The sequence below is a fragment of the Pseudomonas sp. NPDC078416 genome, assembly GCF_050268485.1.
GTDB lineage: Bacteria > Pseudomonadota > Gammaproteobacteria > Pseudomonadales > Pseudomonadaceae > Aquipseudomonas.
In genome coordinates this window covers 131,435-145,642 of sequence record NZ_JBNNGV010000005.1, presented here as the reverse complement: position 1 = coordinate 145,642, position 14,208 = coordinate 131,435, and the positions used below count along the sequence as shown (strand labels likewise).

Here is a 14,208-nt window from a genome sequence, read left to right as displayed (position 1 = left end):
CCTGTCGAAAAGCGTTATTGAATCGGTTGAGCCCGGGGCGTCGTCGCCTCGCTTTTGAGCTTGATCAGCATCACCGCGCCAATGGCCACGGCGAACCACAGCGTGGCCAGGCGAATCAGCACGGTGGCGGCCACGGCGTCGGCGCTGTCCATGCCTTTCCAGACCAGCAACCCGACCATCACCGCCTCCGCGCCACCGAGCCCGCCGGGCATGAAACTCACCGCGCCGGCCAGCATCGCCAGGGCGTAGACGAACACCGCGAAGGTCAGCGGGATGTCCGCGCCCATCCATTTCAGAATCCAGTCGAACGCCAGGGCTTCGGCGCTCCAGGCGACGACGCTCAGTGCGGTCAGCCCGAGCATCAGGCGCAGGCGATGGCATTGCTGCGCATGCACCAGCACCTGCAGCAGATGGCGCAGCAGGCCGAGCACCTTGCCGCCACCGGCCGGAACCTTTTCGGTGATCCGCTCAAGCAGGCGACGTTGCGACAGCACCACCAGCCCGACCGCGACCAGCGCCACGCCGACCACGATCATTGGCCACGCCTGGGGGTACAGCGACAGGCCGAACAAGGTCAGCAAGACCACCGCGAACAGGTCCGACAGCCGCTCGCTGAAAAACGCCGCGAAGCTCTGCGGGTACGGCACGCCCCAGCGTTTGAGCAGCACGCCGCGCAACGCTTCACCCGCCTTGCCCGGCGTGGTGGTCAGGGCAAAGCCGGCCAGATAAATGTTCAGGCTCGGCCGCCAGGGCATGGGATGGCCGAGCACCTTCAGGTAGGTCTGCCAGCGCACAAAGCGCAGGCCGTAATTGACCGACGACATGAACAGCGCGATGAAGATGCCGACCAGACCGACCTCGCTCACCGCGGCGCCCACCGCCTGCCAGCCGCCCCACAGCGAAAAGCCCAGATAGCCCAGCGCCGAACCGACCACCGACAGCACCACCGCGCGATAGCGCCAGCCGGACAGGTGCGAAGGCTCAGATACGGCTTCGCTCATAGATTCAGCCTCTTGAACACCGGCTGCGGGATCGACCGAATGACCAGCATGATCAACGCCCAGAAACCCGGTGCGTAGAGCGTCGGCACTTTGTTGGCGATGCCCTTGACGATGCGCTGGGCGACCTGCGCCGGTTGCGCCAGCAAGGCCGCCGGCAACGACAGGCCCTGGGTCATCGGCGTGTCGACAAAGCCCGGCTTGATGGTGGTGACGTGCACGCCAACCTTGAACAGCCGCGCCTGCAAGCCTTCGCAATAGGTCGACACCGCCGCCTTGGCGCTGCCGTAGAGGTAGTTGGAGGGGCGCCCCCGGTCAGCGGCCACCGAAGAAATGATCGCCAGACTGCCGCAGCGCTGGGTTTCGAACTGCATCGCGAGCACGGTGAGCAGGGCGATCACCGAGGTGCAGTTGTTGGCGAATTCCTTGAGGGCCATGTGTACGTCGCGCTCGCAGGCCTTCTGGTCGGGCAGCGTGCCGTGGGCGATGAGGGCGATGTCGATCTGGCCGAGGGCTGTCAGGCAACGCCCCATCATCAGCGGGTGCGCCTCGATGTCGTTGGCGTCCATCTCGTGCAGCGTGACGTTGGTCGCCCCGCGCGCCTTGAGGTCGGCGGCGGTCTGCTGCAGCTTCTCGACGTTGCGCGCCACGAGGAAAAAATCGCTGCCCTCCGTGGCCCACAACCGTGCGCACGCGCTGGCGATGGCGGAGGTGGCGCCGATGATCAGGACTTTCTTCACTGCAGTTTTCATAAGATCACACGGCTCCAGAAACGGGACATCAGAGAGGGATCGCGCAGCGCTTCCAGCTGCTCCCAGGCGGGGTAGGCGCGACGGAAATCGGCGCCGCTCATGTGGGCGTCCTTGGCCGGATACAACCGGCCGCCGGCGGCGCGAACGATGTCGTCCAGACGCGGAAACAGCACGCTTTCCAGCGACTCGCTCTGGGCAAAATCCAGTGCCAGGGAGGTGCCTTCCAGCGGGAACGACAGCAGGCCCGGCGAGGCGATATCGCCGCAGCGCTTGAGCACGGCGAGGAACGAACCCTGGCCGGCGTCGGCGATGGTGCGCAGCAGTTCACCCATGGCCGCTTCGGCATTCGCCGCAGGCACCACACACTGGTATTGCTGAAAACCGCGACGGCCATAAATCCGGTTCCAGTGCAGGATCCGGTCGAGGGGGTAGAAGAAGGGTTCATACGTGCTGCGGCCCTGCTTGCGCTGGCTGGGGTGCAGGTGCCAGTACAGGGTGTTGAAGGCGCTCAGGGACACTTTATTGATCAGTGACACCGGCGGCGTCAGGGGCACGCTGAGTTTCTTGCGCTGGCCGACTTCAAGGGAACCGTACTGCGCGTGATCACCGACGATGAACACACCGCGTCCGGTCTCCGCGCCCTTCGCCAGGCAGTCGACCCAGGCGACGCTGTACTCATGACGCGCATCGAGTTCGGCGGACAGCGCAAAGAACTCGGCCAGATTGGCGAAGCGCACCGTGGTGGTGTCGATCTGGCTGGCCCGGATCGGCATCAGCTGAATCTGCGCCCAATGAATGACCCCGGTCAGACCGAGGCCGCCGATGCTCGCGGCGAACAGGGCTGGATGATCGGCAGGCGAGCAGATCACCTCCGGCTCGCCGTGGCGCAACAGGCCGAAGCCCAGCACGTGGCGGCCAAAGGTGCCCCGCACATGATGGTTTTTGCCGTGAACGTCGTTGGCGATGGCACCGCCGAGGGTGGCGAACTGGGTCCCCGGTGTCACCGGCAAAAACCAGCCCTGGGGGATGGCCACGGCCAGCACTTCGGCCAGGGTGATGCCGGCCTCGGCCTTGATCACACCCGTGCTCCAGTCGGCTTCGATCAGCCGATCCAGCGAGCGCATGTGCAGCACTTCATCGCTGGCGGCCAAGCAACTGTCGCCGTAACTGCGGCCGTTGCCGTAGGGCAGGCTGCTGCGGTGGGCGCCGATCACCCGGTCCATCTGCGCAGGCAGTTCGTCCAGCCACACGCAACCGTGACCGCGTTGCGGACGGCGGGGGAAGCGTCCCCAGGAATACAACGGCGTGCTCATGCGGCGATCCAGAACATCATCAGAAACGCGGCACCGATCAGCTGACTGGTGCGGTCGCGGATGGCGAAAACCACCGGGTCTTCGTTCATCTGCCCGCGGTGGGTCAGCATCCACACCCGCGTCACCCAGAACAGCAGCAGCGGGCAGGCCAGCCAGATGATGTGCGGCGTGACGTACAGCTCGGTGGTTTTCGCGTCCTGGATGTACAGCGCCAGCACCATCACCGCGAGGTAACCCGACGACGCCCCCAGCGAGGCGATCATGTCCAGGTCGCCGGGGTGGTAACCGCGGCCCCGGGCCAGGGTGTTCACCTCACGGACGCGGGCATCGCGCAGTTCGGCGTAGCGCTTGACCATCGCCAGGCTGAGGAAGATGAACATCGAAAACGCGAGGATCCAGAACGTCAGGGTCAGGCTGAACGCCGCGACGCCGGCGATGATCCGCGCGGTGTAGAGCATCGCCAGGGCAATCACGTCCCAGGCCATCAGGCGTTTGAGCCTCAGCGAATAGGTCAGGGTCAGGCCGTAGTAGGCCGCCATCACCGCTGAAAATTGCCACGGCAGGAGCAACAGCGCAGCGCCGAAGGCCATGGCCAGCAGCGTCGGCACCATCACCAGCCCGGCCTTGATCGACAGACGTCCGCTGGCGAATGGCCGCTTGCATTTGCTCTTGTGATGGCGGTCGTCGCACAGGTCCAGCAGATCGTTGAGGATGTAGACGCTGGAGGCGCACAGGCCAAAGCACAGAAACGCGATGACGCCGTCGCGCATCAACTCGAATTGCGCCAGGCGATGGGAGGCCAGCAATGGCACGAAGATCAGGGCGTTTTTCAGCCACTGGTGCAAGCGCAGGGCCTTGCGCCAGTCCCGCAGGTTGGGCGTGTTGCTGCGGATGGTGGGCTCGACGCGGACTTGCGCTTTTACCTTGGCTTCCACGCCTCTGTCGGGATTGACCACATAGGCCTGGCGGGACACGTCCCATATGGGCAAGTCATCTTTCGAGTTGCCGATGTAATCGAATCCACCCTCACCGAAGTGCGCAACTAACAGGTCGCGCTTGTTGTTGCCGGACAAGTTGCGGTTGGTATTGGAGGCCAGCACCAGATCGAATAACTGCAGGTGTTCGGCGATGCGCTCGGCGAGGCTTACATGACTTGCCGTCGCCAGTACCACCATGCGACCGGTGTCTCGTTCGCGCTGGATCATCTCGATGATCTGCGGATCGTAGGGCAACACGGAGACGTCTATTTCGGTGTTGAGGGCCAGGCCTTCTTTCAGCGCGGCTTTGCCTTTGAACAGCCAGCCGAGCATGTTCAGGGCTTTCAGCGGCTGCCCTCGAATAAACGCCATGGCCGTTTCCATGAGCAGGTCCGAGCGCAATAACGTGCCGTCGAGATCAACTACCAACGGAGGGGAAGTTTCAAGAACTCGTCCCTGAATTCTGGCCATAGTGAGTGCTCCTGTAGGGTCACCGGACTATAAACAAAATAGAATTTTCACAACTTCATTTAAATTAAAGGGCCTCGGCTGTCACGTCGGTGGGGTGGCGTCAGAATTAAATGGCGCGTTTTCGAGGAAAGTCCGTGAGGTCGTTTCTCATGAAAGAGACAGGCGCTGCCGGGGAATTGGCGACCAACTAATGACTTCGCGGGCGTGCCGGTTTAGTGCCGTGTTTAATTCGGCGATCTCTGCCTGGCTGTGTTGAAACTGCCTGCTGTGGGATGGACGGCAGGAGACGGGTAGACGGCGCTGTCGTTTCGACTCACATCGCAGTCATAATGACTCGGGCCCGCACTCCCTCCCCATCCCATGACCGAGAGCTTTCATGACCCATCCATTGCTGCTGGCGCTGATTCCGCTGGTCGCCGACCTGTCCCGGGACCTGCCGGACGATGAGCGCTACCGACGTCTGCTGCGCTCGCTGCGCCAGCTATTCCCGTGCGACGCCGTGGCGCTGCTCAAACTGGAAGATGAGGTGCTGGTGCCGCTATCGGTCGAGGGCTTGAGCCCGGACTCCCTGGGGCGACGATTCCGGCTGGGGGAGCACCCGCGGCTGGATATCATTCTGCAAAACCGCGAACCCACGCGTTTTTCCACCGACTGCGACCTGCCGGATCCTTACGACGGGCTGGTCGAAGGTGTGCACGGCGACCTCGAAGTGCACGATTGCATCGGCTGCCCGCTGTATGTGCAGAACACGCTGTGGGGGGTGATTACGCTGGACTCCCTTGATCCGGCGCGCTTTGGCCGGGTCGATCTCGGTAATCTCCAGGCGTTTGCCAGCCTTGCAGCGGCAACGGTCATGGCCAGTGAACGGATCAGCCAGCTGGCGCGCGGTTTTGAGGATCAACGCAAGCTGGCCGAGGTTTACAAACGCGCCGCTGGCGGACGCGGGCCCCGTGAGTTGATCGGGCAAAGCCCGGTGCACAAGCGTTTGCAGCAGGAAATCCAGCTGGTGGGCAACAGCCCGCTGACGGTCTTGATTACCGGCGAAACCGGCGTGGGCAAGGAACTGGTGGCCGAGGCCATTCACCTGCAGTCGGCGCGGGCGACGAAGCCGCTGATCAGCCTCAACTGCGCCGCGCTGCCCGAACTGTTGGTGGAAAGCGAGCTGTTCGGTCACGTCAAAGGCGCGTTCTCCGGGGCGGTCAGCGGGCGCAGCGGCAAGTTCGAGCTGGCCCACGGCGGTTCGTTGTTTCTCGACGAGGTGGGCGAGCTGCCGCTGCCGGTGCAGTCGAAGTTGCTGCGGGTGCTGCAGAGCGGTCAGTTGCAGCGGGTCGGCTCCGATCAGGAGCATCGGGTGGACGTGCGCATCATCGCCGCGACCAATCGTGACCTGGCAGAAGAAGTGCGCGCCGGTCGCTTCCGCGCGGATCTCTATCACCGACTGAGCGTTTATCCACTGGTGGTGCCGCCGTTACGCGAGCGCGGTCGCGATGTGTTGCTGCTGGCGGGGTATTTCCTCGAGGAGAACCGGGCACGGATGGGGCTGCGCAGTTTGCGCATGAGTGCGCACGCGCAGGCGATGCTGTTGGCGTACCCATGGCCGGGGAACGTACGGGAGCTGGAGCACTTGATCAGCCGCGCGGTGCTGAAGGCGTTGTCGGTGCATGGGGAGCGGCCGCGGATTCTGACGATCGAGGCGGATGTGTTGGGGCTTGAGGAGTCAGGGGCGGCTGCGCCTGCTGTGTTGCGTGTGAATGGCGCCATGCCGGTGATTCAGCCGGGCGAGGGGTTGAAGGGGGCGGTGGACGGGTTTCAGAAGCAGTTGATCGGGGAGGCGTTGGAGCGGCATGACGGGAGATGGGCGGATGTGGCGCGGGAGCTGAATGTGGATCGGGCGAATTTGAGTCGGCTGGCCAGGCGATTGGGGATTCGGTAGGTTTTTCAGATCAAGATCACGATTCTTAAGATCAAGAGCGTCTGCCTGGGGGCAGACTGTTTCGCCTTCGGCGAGTTACTTGGAAAAGCACCCCCCTCTCGGTTTTAAAGAGCAGCCAAGGGTGCTTGCTCCTGGTTGGGCCCGACTTCGTCGGGTTCCTTCACTCCGGTCTCGCTCCGTGGGCCCGCGCCGAACGGACATCCCTGTCCTGACGGCGCTCTCGCCGCATCCATGCGGCTCGGCCCACTGCGCAAGACCTGCGTTCAGCCTGCACCCAAGTCGCGATTGGTGGTGACTGAGCCTTTTGTGTACGAAGATCAAAAGCGCTTTTAAAGCAGATCAACGGCTTCCCGGCTGAAGCCGGTCCCACTGACTGTACCCAGCTCACACTGTAGGAGCCGGCTTGCTGGCGAATGCATTCTGTCAGTCGATGCATTCATACCTGACGGACCGCGTTCGCCAGCAAGCCGGCTCCTACAGAAAAAATGCGTTCTGTCAGGTACGACGACGGATCTTACCCACGCTCCGCGTGGTAACGCCGCCTCGGACGCTCCGCGTCCCGCAGACGACGCCCATTTAGGCCGGTGAAGTGACGCGGAGCGTCAAAGGATGCATTCCCACGCGGAGCGTGGGAACGATCAATCAACTGACACACCGTGCTGTTAGTAGGACCGGCTTCAGCCGGGAAGCCTTTGATCTGCTTGTGATCTGCTTTTGATCTGCTTTTGATCTTCATACGCAAAAAGTCCGGTCACCGCCAATCGCGACTTGGGTGCAGGCTGAACGCAGGTCTCGCGCAGTGGGCCGAGCCGCATGGATGCGGCGAGAGCTGCCCCCCGCCATGGATGGCGGATGGCAGCGTGCCCACGGAGCGAGACCGGAGTGAAGGAACCCTGAGGAACGAAGGGCCCAACCAGGAGCAAGCACCCTTGGTTACTTGGGGTGCTTTTCCAAGTAACTCGCCGAAGGCGAAACAGTCTGCCCTTAGGCAGACGCTCTTGATCTTGGCTGCTGTGAAAATGACGCCGCTGCTAATGAGCAATATCTTCCAACGCCAGATTCCGCGTCTTCGGCCCAAACCCGCCAATCGTAATGATCACAATCAACATACTCATCACGATGAACGTCAGCACCCCCGGCGTGCCGAAGTGATCCAGAAACAACCCGATCAACAAACTGCTGAACACCGTCGACAGACGGCTGAACGAATAACAGAACCCCACCGCCCGGGCGCGGATATTGGTCGGGAACAACTCGCTCTGGTACGAGTGATAACTGAAACTCAACCACGCATTGCAGAACGTGATCATCACCCCGCAAAAAATCAGTCCGGCCGCCGTTGTCTGCTGCGCGAACAGCGTACCGAAAATCATCGAGCCCAAGGCCGAGCCGACAATCTGCCACTTATTCTCGAAACGGTTGGCGAACTTCACAAACAACAACGGCCCCAGCGGATAGGCCAGAGTGATGACGAAGGCATACGCCAGACTGTGGGTCACGCTCACGCCTTGACCCGACAGCAGCGCCGGCAGCCAGTTACCGAATCCGAAGAAACCGATCGCCTGGAACACATGAAACACAATCAGCATCAGCGCGCGACGGCGATACGGCGGTTGCCAGACGTCGGCGAAGCGGCCCTTGCCTTCGACGGCGACGTTGTGGGTTTCCGGTTCGTCCAGCGCCTGGCCGTGGTCCTTGACGCAGCGGGCTTCGAGGTCATCCATGATCTTTTCGGCTTCGCTGAAGCGGCCGTGTTGCGCCAGCCAGCGCGGTGATTCCGGCAGGCGCGAGCGCAGCCACCAGATGAACAGCGCGAACACGGCGCTGGCCAACACCACCCAGCGCCAGCCGGCGACGCCGAACGGGTCCTGGGGGACCAGCCACCAGGACATCAAGGCCACCGACGGCACCGACAGGAACTGCACGAAAAACGCGAAGGCGAACGCTGAGCTGCGCATGCGCTTGGGCACCAGTTCCGAGAGGTACGCGTCGATGGTCACCAGCTCTATGCCCAGGCCGATGCCCACCAGAAAGCGCATGCAGATAATGCCCAGCGCCGAGGTCTGTATGCCCATCAGCACCGTGGCGACGGTGTACCAGATCAACGCGAAGGTGAAGATCGCGCGGCGGCCGTAGCGGTCGGCGATCGGGCTCAGCAGGCTGGCGCCGAGAAACAGCCCCAGAAAGGTCGCCGACGCGAACGCCGCCTGATCGGAAAAGCCGAACACGCCCTGCGCCCCGGTGGCGAACAGCCCGTCGCGGATCAGGCCGGGGCTGATGTAGGCGGTCTGAAACAGATCGTAGAGTTCGAAGAATCCGCCAATGGACAGCAGCGCCACCAGCTTCCAGATCGTGGCGACGGCGGGCAGTCGGTCGATGCGGGCGGAAATCCGCGCAGCGCGTATCGGGTCGAGTCCGTCCTGGGTCGGGCGGGCGTGATCAGGGCTATCAGAAGCGGCATGCATTATTGTTTTTTCCGGATCGGTGAGACGCAGCATGTTAGTGCCCCAGAGATTCAAGACAAAACATTTCTGCGCGTTTAAGCTCCGGGGCTGACCGCCACCACGTTTCGGATTCCCGTGAAGTACACACTCCCGACCACGGCCACCGCGCCATTTTGCCCGTCGGCGACCACCGACAGCGTCGCCATTCCCGCCAATGCGTCTTTCCTGCGCAAGCTGATGCTGTTCGTCGGCCCCGGCCTGTTGATCTCCATCGGCTACATGGACCCCGGCAACTGGGCCACTGCCATCGAAGCCGGTTCGCGCTTCGGTTATTCGCTGTTGTTTGTGGTGGTGCTGGCGAGTCTGTCAGGCATGGTGCTGCAGAATCTGTGTTCACGCCTGGGCATCGCCACCGGCCGCGATCTGGCGCAGCTGTCCTCCGAGCGTTACAGCCGTCGGGTCGGCATGGGCCAGTGGATTCTCGCCGAGCTGTCGATCCTTGCCACCGATCTGGCAGAGGTGCTGGGTGCGGCGTTGGCGTTCCATTTGCTGCTGGGGGTGTCGATTACCACCGGCGTGGCGCTGACAGCGTTCGACACCGTCATCGTGCTCGCCTTGCAGGGCGCCAATTTCCGGCGTCTCGAAGCCATTGTCCTGGGGCTGATCGCAACCATCGCGACGTGTTTCTTTATCGAACTGGTGCTGATCAAACCGTTCTGGCCGGACGTCGTCGCGGGGCTCAAGCCGTCGTGGGAGATGCTGAGCAATCAGGAGCCGCTGTACATCGCCATTGGCATTCTCGGCGCGACGGTGATGCCTCATAACCTGTACCTGCATTCATCGGTGGTACAGACCCGGGTCAACGGCACCTCTGTCGAAAGCAAGGCCAGCGCCATTCGTTACGCTCGGGTCGACACCATCGCCTCCCTGAGCCTGGCGCTGGTGATCAACGCCGCCATTCTGATTCTGGCGGCTGCCGCGTTCCACGGCACCGGCCACACCGATATCGTCGAAATTCAGGACGCCTACCATTTGCTTGACCCGCTGGTGGGCGGCGCCGTGGCCAGCGTGCTGTTCGGCGTTGCGCTGCTGGCGGCGGGGCAGAGCTCGACGTTCACCGGCACAATCGCCGGCCAGGTGGTGCTGGAAGGGTTTCTCAAAGCGAAGATCCCGTGCTGGCAACGTCGTCTGGCGACACGCGGGCTGGCGTTGATTCCGGCATTTATCGGGGTGATCTGGTTTGGCGATGGTGCAGTGGGCAAGATGCTGGTGCTGAGCCAGGTCGTCCTGAGCCTGCAGTTGCCGTTCGCGCTGTGGCCGCTGATCCGCTTTACCAGCGACCCGCAATTGATGGGGCCGTTCGCCAACAGCCGCCTGACCAAAACCTTGGCCTGGGGGCTGTTCGGACTGATCTCGGGCGCGAACCTGACCTTGATGTATTGCTGGGTGAGTTGACGCGCATCTGCGTAGAAGCGTGGCGGGTCCTGCGATCTGACGCCAACCTGTAGGAGCGTGGCTTGTCCCGCGATCTGGCGCACAGCGGCAGTAAAATCAGACGGCCCCGGTCCTGTCTGACACAGCGCATTCAATCGGTTTGCTGCCGCTTTGCGCCAGATCGCGGGACAAGCCACGCTCCTACACCATCGCGGGGCAAGCGCTCCTGCCGGTTTTGCGCCGCGTTGAGGTTCAACTCAACAAGATTCCCCGCGCCATGCCCGTCGCAGCAATGACGATGATGACCATCAGCAGCGCTTCCATGTGGCTGATCCGTGCGAACCGGCGCGACAGGGATGTATCGATGGGCTGGTTCTTCTTGAATGCGATGCGCCATTTGATCAGCGCGAACATCGGCACCACTTCCAGCGCGAGCATGGCGACGAACGCCGCCATTTTCAGGTGAAACAGGGGCTGATGCAGGTAGTAATACGAGCCTTTCTCCAGTCCGCCGAACGCCCGAAACGCCCCGGTGATCAGCAGAATCCCGGCGGAGACACCCCAGATGTTGTCCACCACGAACACATCCCTGAACGATCGCGGATCATCGGTGCGCAATCGCCGTAGCGCCCGTCCCCTTGCCAGCACCGCCGCTATCGCAAAACCGAACGCCAGCAGGTGCAACGCAGCCAGTACCCATTTGATGAGCATGTTTCAACTCCCCCGAGCGATGTGCAAAGCAAGCGTCAACGTTTCAAGCTTAGCGGGTCGTTGGCGTTACGCCTTGAGCGATCCAGTGGGGCAAGAAAAATAATCCGTCGGGGGCGTCTTCGCTCATTTCTGCAGGTTGCGTCGTTTTTCCAGGCGTGGCTTGCGACGCGGATGAACGAAGTCAAAGTAAAACGCCGAAAGGCCAAACACCGCTATCACCGAAACAATCACCAGACCGATCACCGAGTTATCCATCACGCTTACTCCACCCATCGCCTAAAGGCCGGGCGCCTATTGATTCCGTTTGCCGGTGCAACTGCAATCAATACGACGGGATCTTTACGCAAACAGCGCCTTGCCTGACGCCGTTTATATAGGCGCCTGCACCTGCGGACGCTCCTGCGGATAAAGAACAACGGCCGCGCGAAGTTTGTCGGCGCCAAAGCAACTCATCCCGGCGAACTCTTTATGACTGACCGGCATGTATTGGCAGTCCATGGCCTGACGCTGTTGGCTGTGATCGATATCGGGGTCGTGCAAGTACACGAAATCATCATCGCACCCCGTGACCAGCACCCAGTGCGGCGCCTTGGAGCGGGTCAGCCGATAGCTGCTGATCAGCACCAGCGCCAGACCGTTGTCCTGTTGCAGTTGCCAGAGATTGAGCGGCGCACTGCCCAGTTGACGGACCGCGCTGCCGGCCAGTTCGCGGCTGAACTCTTCGTGCACCAGACGCATGACTTCACGCTTTTCTTCGCTGCGCACGCCGGCGAGAAACAACGGCCCGCGCACCGACACCTGCAGGCCGACCTCGAACCCCCGGCGCAATGCGGCCAGCGCCAAACCTTGTGGGCTGCAACCGCCATGGCCCGAGGTCATGAACACCGTGGTCGCCTCGCGCCAGATCTGCAGCTCCTCGTGGCGCTGCATGACGCGCGGCGGTTGCAGGGCTTTCATCGCCATCAGCAGGCACGCCGGGCCGCAGCTGAAGTCCAGCGTTTGCGGGTAGTACGGCACGTGGCGGGCAACGCCGGTGGCGTGTTCGCGGATGCGTTTTTCGTAGCGCAGTGCCGGTGCGTGGTCTTCGTAGTAGTCGTCGATGCGGTCGAACAGGCGATAGCCGTTGCGCTCGTACAGGCGAATCGCCGGAGCGTTGTCCGGCCGGACTTCAAGGCGCAGATAGGCGCACTCACGCTCAAGGGCATGCTGTTCGGCCTGGGCCAAAAGTTGCTGCCCGAGGCCCTGACCCCGGGCATCGTCGCTGATCGCCAGGGAATAAAGCCGGCCCAGGGACGTGCCGCGATGAAACAGCACCAGCGCGTAACCGGCCAGGCGTTGTTCGGGCTGATCACCCTGCGCCACGATCAATCGCGCATTGGCCCGTGTGACCATCCAGTGAAAGCTGCGGGCATTCAGCCGGTCGGATTCGAAGCACTGGTTTTCCAGCACCAACAGTTCATCCACATCGGCAGGCTGGGCGAGGCGGTATATAAAGTTCATGTCCGACACCGTAAAGAGTGAGTAACGAAACGGGACATTTCTACAAAGCCATGTTTTATAGAAAGGACTGTTTCCCGAAGGATCAACTCATGAATGCGGTGCCGGTGAAGACCGACGAAGTATCAGCACAACCTCAGCGTTCGGCAACTTTTAATGTCAATCTGCTGAAACCTGTTTCAACCCGAAGCCAACTGTTGATTGTCGTGGAGCGGCTCGAAGACTGGTCGTCTTACTTGCCCAGCGAACACTTGATCAGCGCCCAGGACTATCTGGAAAATCCGCCCCAGGTCAATGCCAGTCAGCGGGTGCAGGTGATCAACCTGTGCCGCAGTTACCGCTATCTGGGCCACGGTTATTACTGCTCGCTGCTGGCCGAGGCCCGGGGTCACCACGTGATTCCGTCGGTGAAGACCATCAGCGAGCTGACCCGCAAATCCCTCTACGGCCTGGCCCTGGATGACCTCGACAAGCGCCTCGAACATGCGCTGCGGGACCATCCCTATGACGAAACCGAAGGCTTCACCCTGAGCCTGTATTTCGGCCAGACCGATCTCGCCCCGTTGCAGGATCTGGCCCGGCAATTGTTCGAAGCGTTTCCGGCGCCGATCCTGCTCGTGGAGTTTCGCAAGCGCGACAACTGGCACATCGTCGGCATCAAGACCGGCGCCTTGACCCGGTTGCGCGATCATCAGCAGGACCAGTTCGCCCAGTCCCTCGACAGTTTCAGTCGCAAGATCTGGCGCCAGCCCCGTTCGCCTCGCACCTACCGCTACGACATGGCGATTCTGCATGACCCGCAGGAAGCGTTGCCGCCGTCGAACCGCAAGGCGCTGGACAACTTCATCCGCGTCGGCCAGCAACTGGGCGTGGACGTGGAGCTGATCGAGAAGAAGGATTACTCGCGCCTGGCCGAATACGACGCACTGCTGATCCGCGAGACCACCAGCGTGGACAACCACACCTATCGCTTCGCCAAGAAGGCCGAGAGCGAAGGGCTGGTGGTGATGGATGACCCGGCGTCGATCCTGCGCTGCACCAACAAGGTCTACCTGACCGACCTGCTCAAGAGCCATAAGCTGGGCATGCCGGCCACGGAAATCCTCTACAAGGAGCGACCGGATGATTTGGAGCATGTTGCGGCACGACTGGGCTTTCCGCTGGTGCTGAAAATCCCCGACGGCTGCTTCTCAAAAGGTGTGATCAAAGTGCAGGACGCGCAGCAATTGCAGGAAGCGGCGCGGGAGCTGTTCGAACACTCGGTACTGCTGCTGGCCCAGGAATACCTCTACACCGAATACGACTGGCGCATTGGCGTTCTCAACCGCAAGCCGGTGTTTGCCTGCCAGTACTTCATGTCCAAGGGGCATTGGCAGATTTACAACCATAAGGCCATCGACGCGGAGATCAACGGCGAGTGCCGCACCCTCGCGGTTCACGATGCGCCGCGGGCGGTGGTGGATCTGGCGGTGAAGACCGCGAACCTGATCGGCGACGGGCTGTATGGCGTTGACTTGAAGCAGTCCGGGGATCGCGTAGTGGTGATCGAAGTCAACGACAACCCCAACCTCGACGCGGGTATTGAAGACGCCTGGCTGCAGGACGATCTGTACGCGCTGGTGCTGGAAGAGTTCATTCGCCGCCTCGACATCAAACGTCGCGGTCTGGCGGGTTAGGC

Annotated in this window: 11 protein-coding genes; 3 read left to right on the top strand and 8 right to left on the bottom strand. The window is 62.0% G+C overall.

What is annotated here, in order from left to right; all coding sequences use genetic code 11:
- Positions 1 to 14 precede the first annotated feature (14 nt).
- Genes ACQKEN_RS08440 through ACQKEN_RS08425 form a run of 4 tightly spaced genes read right to left on the bottom strand, consistent with a single transcriptional unit; the run spans position 15 to position 4,511 of the window.
- Positions 15 to 1,001 carry a lysylphosphatidylglycerol synthase transmembrane domain-containing protein gene (locus tag ACQKEN_RS08440; RefSeq protein WP_427685056.1) on the bottom strand — a complete coding sequence of 329 codons (987 nt, stop codon included), beginning with the start codon at positions 999 to 1,001 and terminating at the stop codon, positions 15 to 17.
- Complete coding sequence (locus tag ACQKEN_RS08435) at positions 998 to 1,738, bottom strand: SDR family oxidoreductase (protein WP_122538674.1); 741 nt, start codon at positions 1,736 to 1,738, stop codon at positions 998 to 1,000. Before ACQKEN_RS08435 ends, ACQKEN_RS08440 begins: the two co-directional genes overlap by 4 nt.
- Before the next feature lie 8 nt (positions 1,739 to 1,746).
- The gene (locus tag ACQKEN_RS08430; RefSeq protein WP_427685054.1) at positions 1,747 to 3,063 is read right to left on the bottom strand and encodes an FAD-binding oxidoreductase; all 1,317 of its coding nucleotides are present in this window, start codon (positions 3,061 to 3,063) and stop codon (positions 1,747 to 1,749) included.
- Positions 3,060 to 4,511 (bottom strand): UbiA family prenyltransferase, encoded by a 1,452-nt coding sequence (locus ACQKEN_RS08425; protein WP_427685052.1) that lies wholly within the window; start codon positions 4,509 to 4,511, stop codon positions 3,060 to 3,062. Before ACQKEN_RS08425 ends, ACQKEN_RS08430 begins: the two co-directional genes overlap by 4 nt.
- Positions 4,512 to 4,887: 376 nt before the next feature.
- Between ACQKEN_RS08425 and norR the strand changes: the two genes are divergently transcribed.
- On the top strand, positions 4,888 to 6,444 hold the full coding sequence (gene norR / locus ACQKEN_RS08420; protein ID WP_427685050.1) for a nitric oxide reductase transcriptional regulator NorR: 1,557 nt from the start codon (positions 4,888 to 4,890) through the stop codon (positions 6,442 to 6,444).
- Positions 6,445 to 7,475: 1,031 nt separating this feature from the next.
- On the opposite strand, the gene ACQKEN_RS08415 is transcribed toward norR, so the two are convergent.
- Positions 7,476 to 8,909 carry an MFS transporter gene (locus tag ACQKEN_RS08415; RefSeq protein WP_427685048.1) on the bottom strand — a complete coding sequence of 478 codons (1,434 nt, stop codon included), beginning with the start codon at positions 8,907 to 8,909 and terminating at the stop codon, positions 7,476 to 7,478.
- Between the two features lie 114 nt (positions 8,910 to 9,023).
- On the opposite strand from ACQKEN_RS08415, the gene ACQKEN_RS08410 reads away from it, so the two are divergent.
- Positions 9,024 to 10,343 carry an Nramp family divalent metal transporter gene (locus tag ACQKEN_RS08410; protein WP_427685046.1) on the top strand — a complete coding sequence of 440 codons (1,320 nt, stop codon included), beginning with the start codon at positions 9,024 to 9,026 and terminating at the stop codon, positions 10,341 to 10,343.
- Between the two features lie 231 nt (positions 10,344 to 10,574).
- On the opposite strand, the gene ACQKEN_RS08405 is transcribed toward ACQKEN_RS08410, so the two are convergent.
- The 3 genes from ACQKEN_RS08405 to ACQKEN_RS08395 form a co-directional block, all read right to left on the bottom strand.
- Positions 10,575 to 11,033, bottom strand: coding sequence for a DUF2214 family protein (locus ACQKEN_RS08405; RefSeq protein ID WP_122624181.1), 459 nt, complete (start codon positions 11,031 to 11,033; stop codon positions 10,575 to 10,577).
- A gap of 123 nt (positions 11,034 to 11,156) precedes the next feature.
- Entirely contained in the window at positions 11,157 to 11,288 is a 132-nt protein-coding gene (locus ACQKEN_RS08400) for a hypothetical protein (RefSeq protein ID WP_427685044.1), read from the bottom strand.
- 114 nt (positions 11,289 to 11,402) lie between these two features.
- Entirely contained in the window at positions 11,403 to 12,533 is a 1,131-nt protein-coding gene (locus tag ACQKEN_RS08395; RefSeq protein ID WP_427685042.1) for a peptidase C39 family protein, read from the bottom strand.
- A gap of 89 nt (positions 12,534 to 12,622) precedes the next feature.
- Between ACQKEN_RS08395 and ACQKEN_RS08390 the strand changes: the two genes are divergently transcribed.
- Positions 12,623 to 14,206, top strand: coding sequence for a RimK family protein (locus ACQKEN_RS08390; RefSeq protein WP_427685040.1), 1,584 nt, complete (start codon positions 12,623 to 12,625; stop codon positions 14,204 to 14,206).
- Positions 14,207 to 14,208 lie beyond the last annotated feature (2 nt).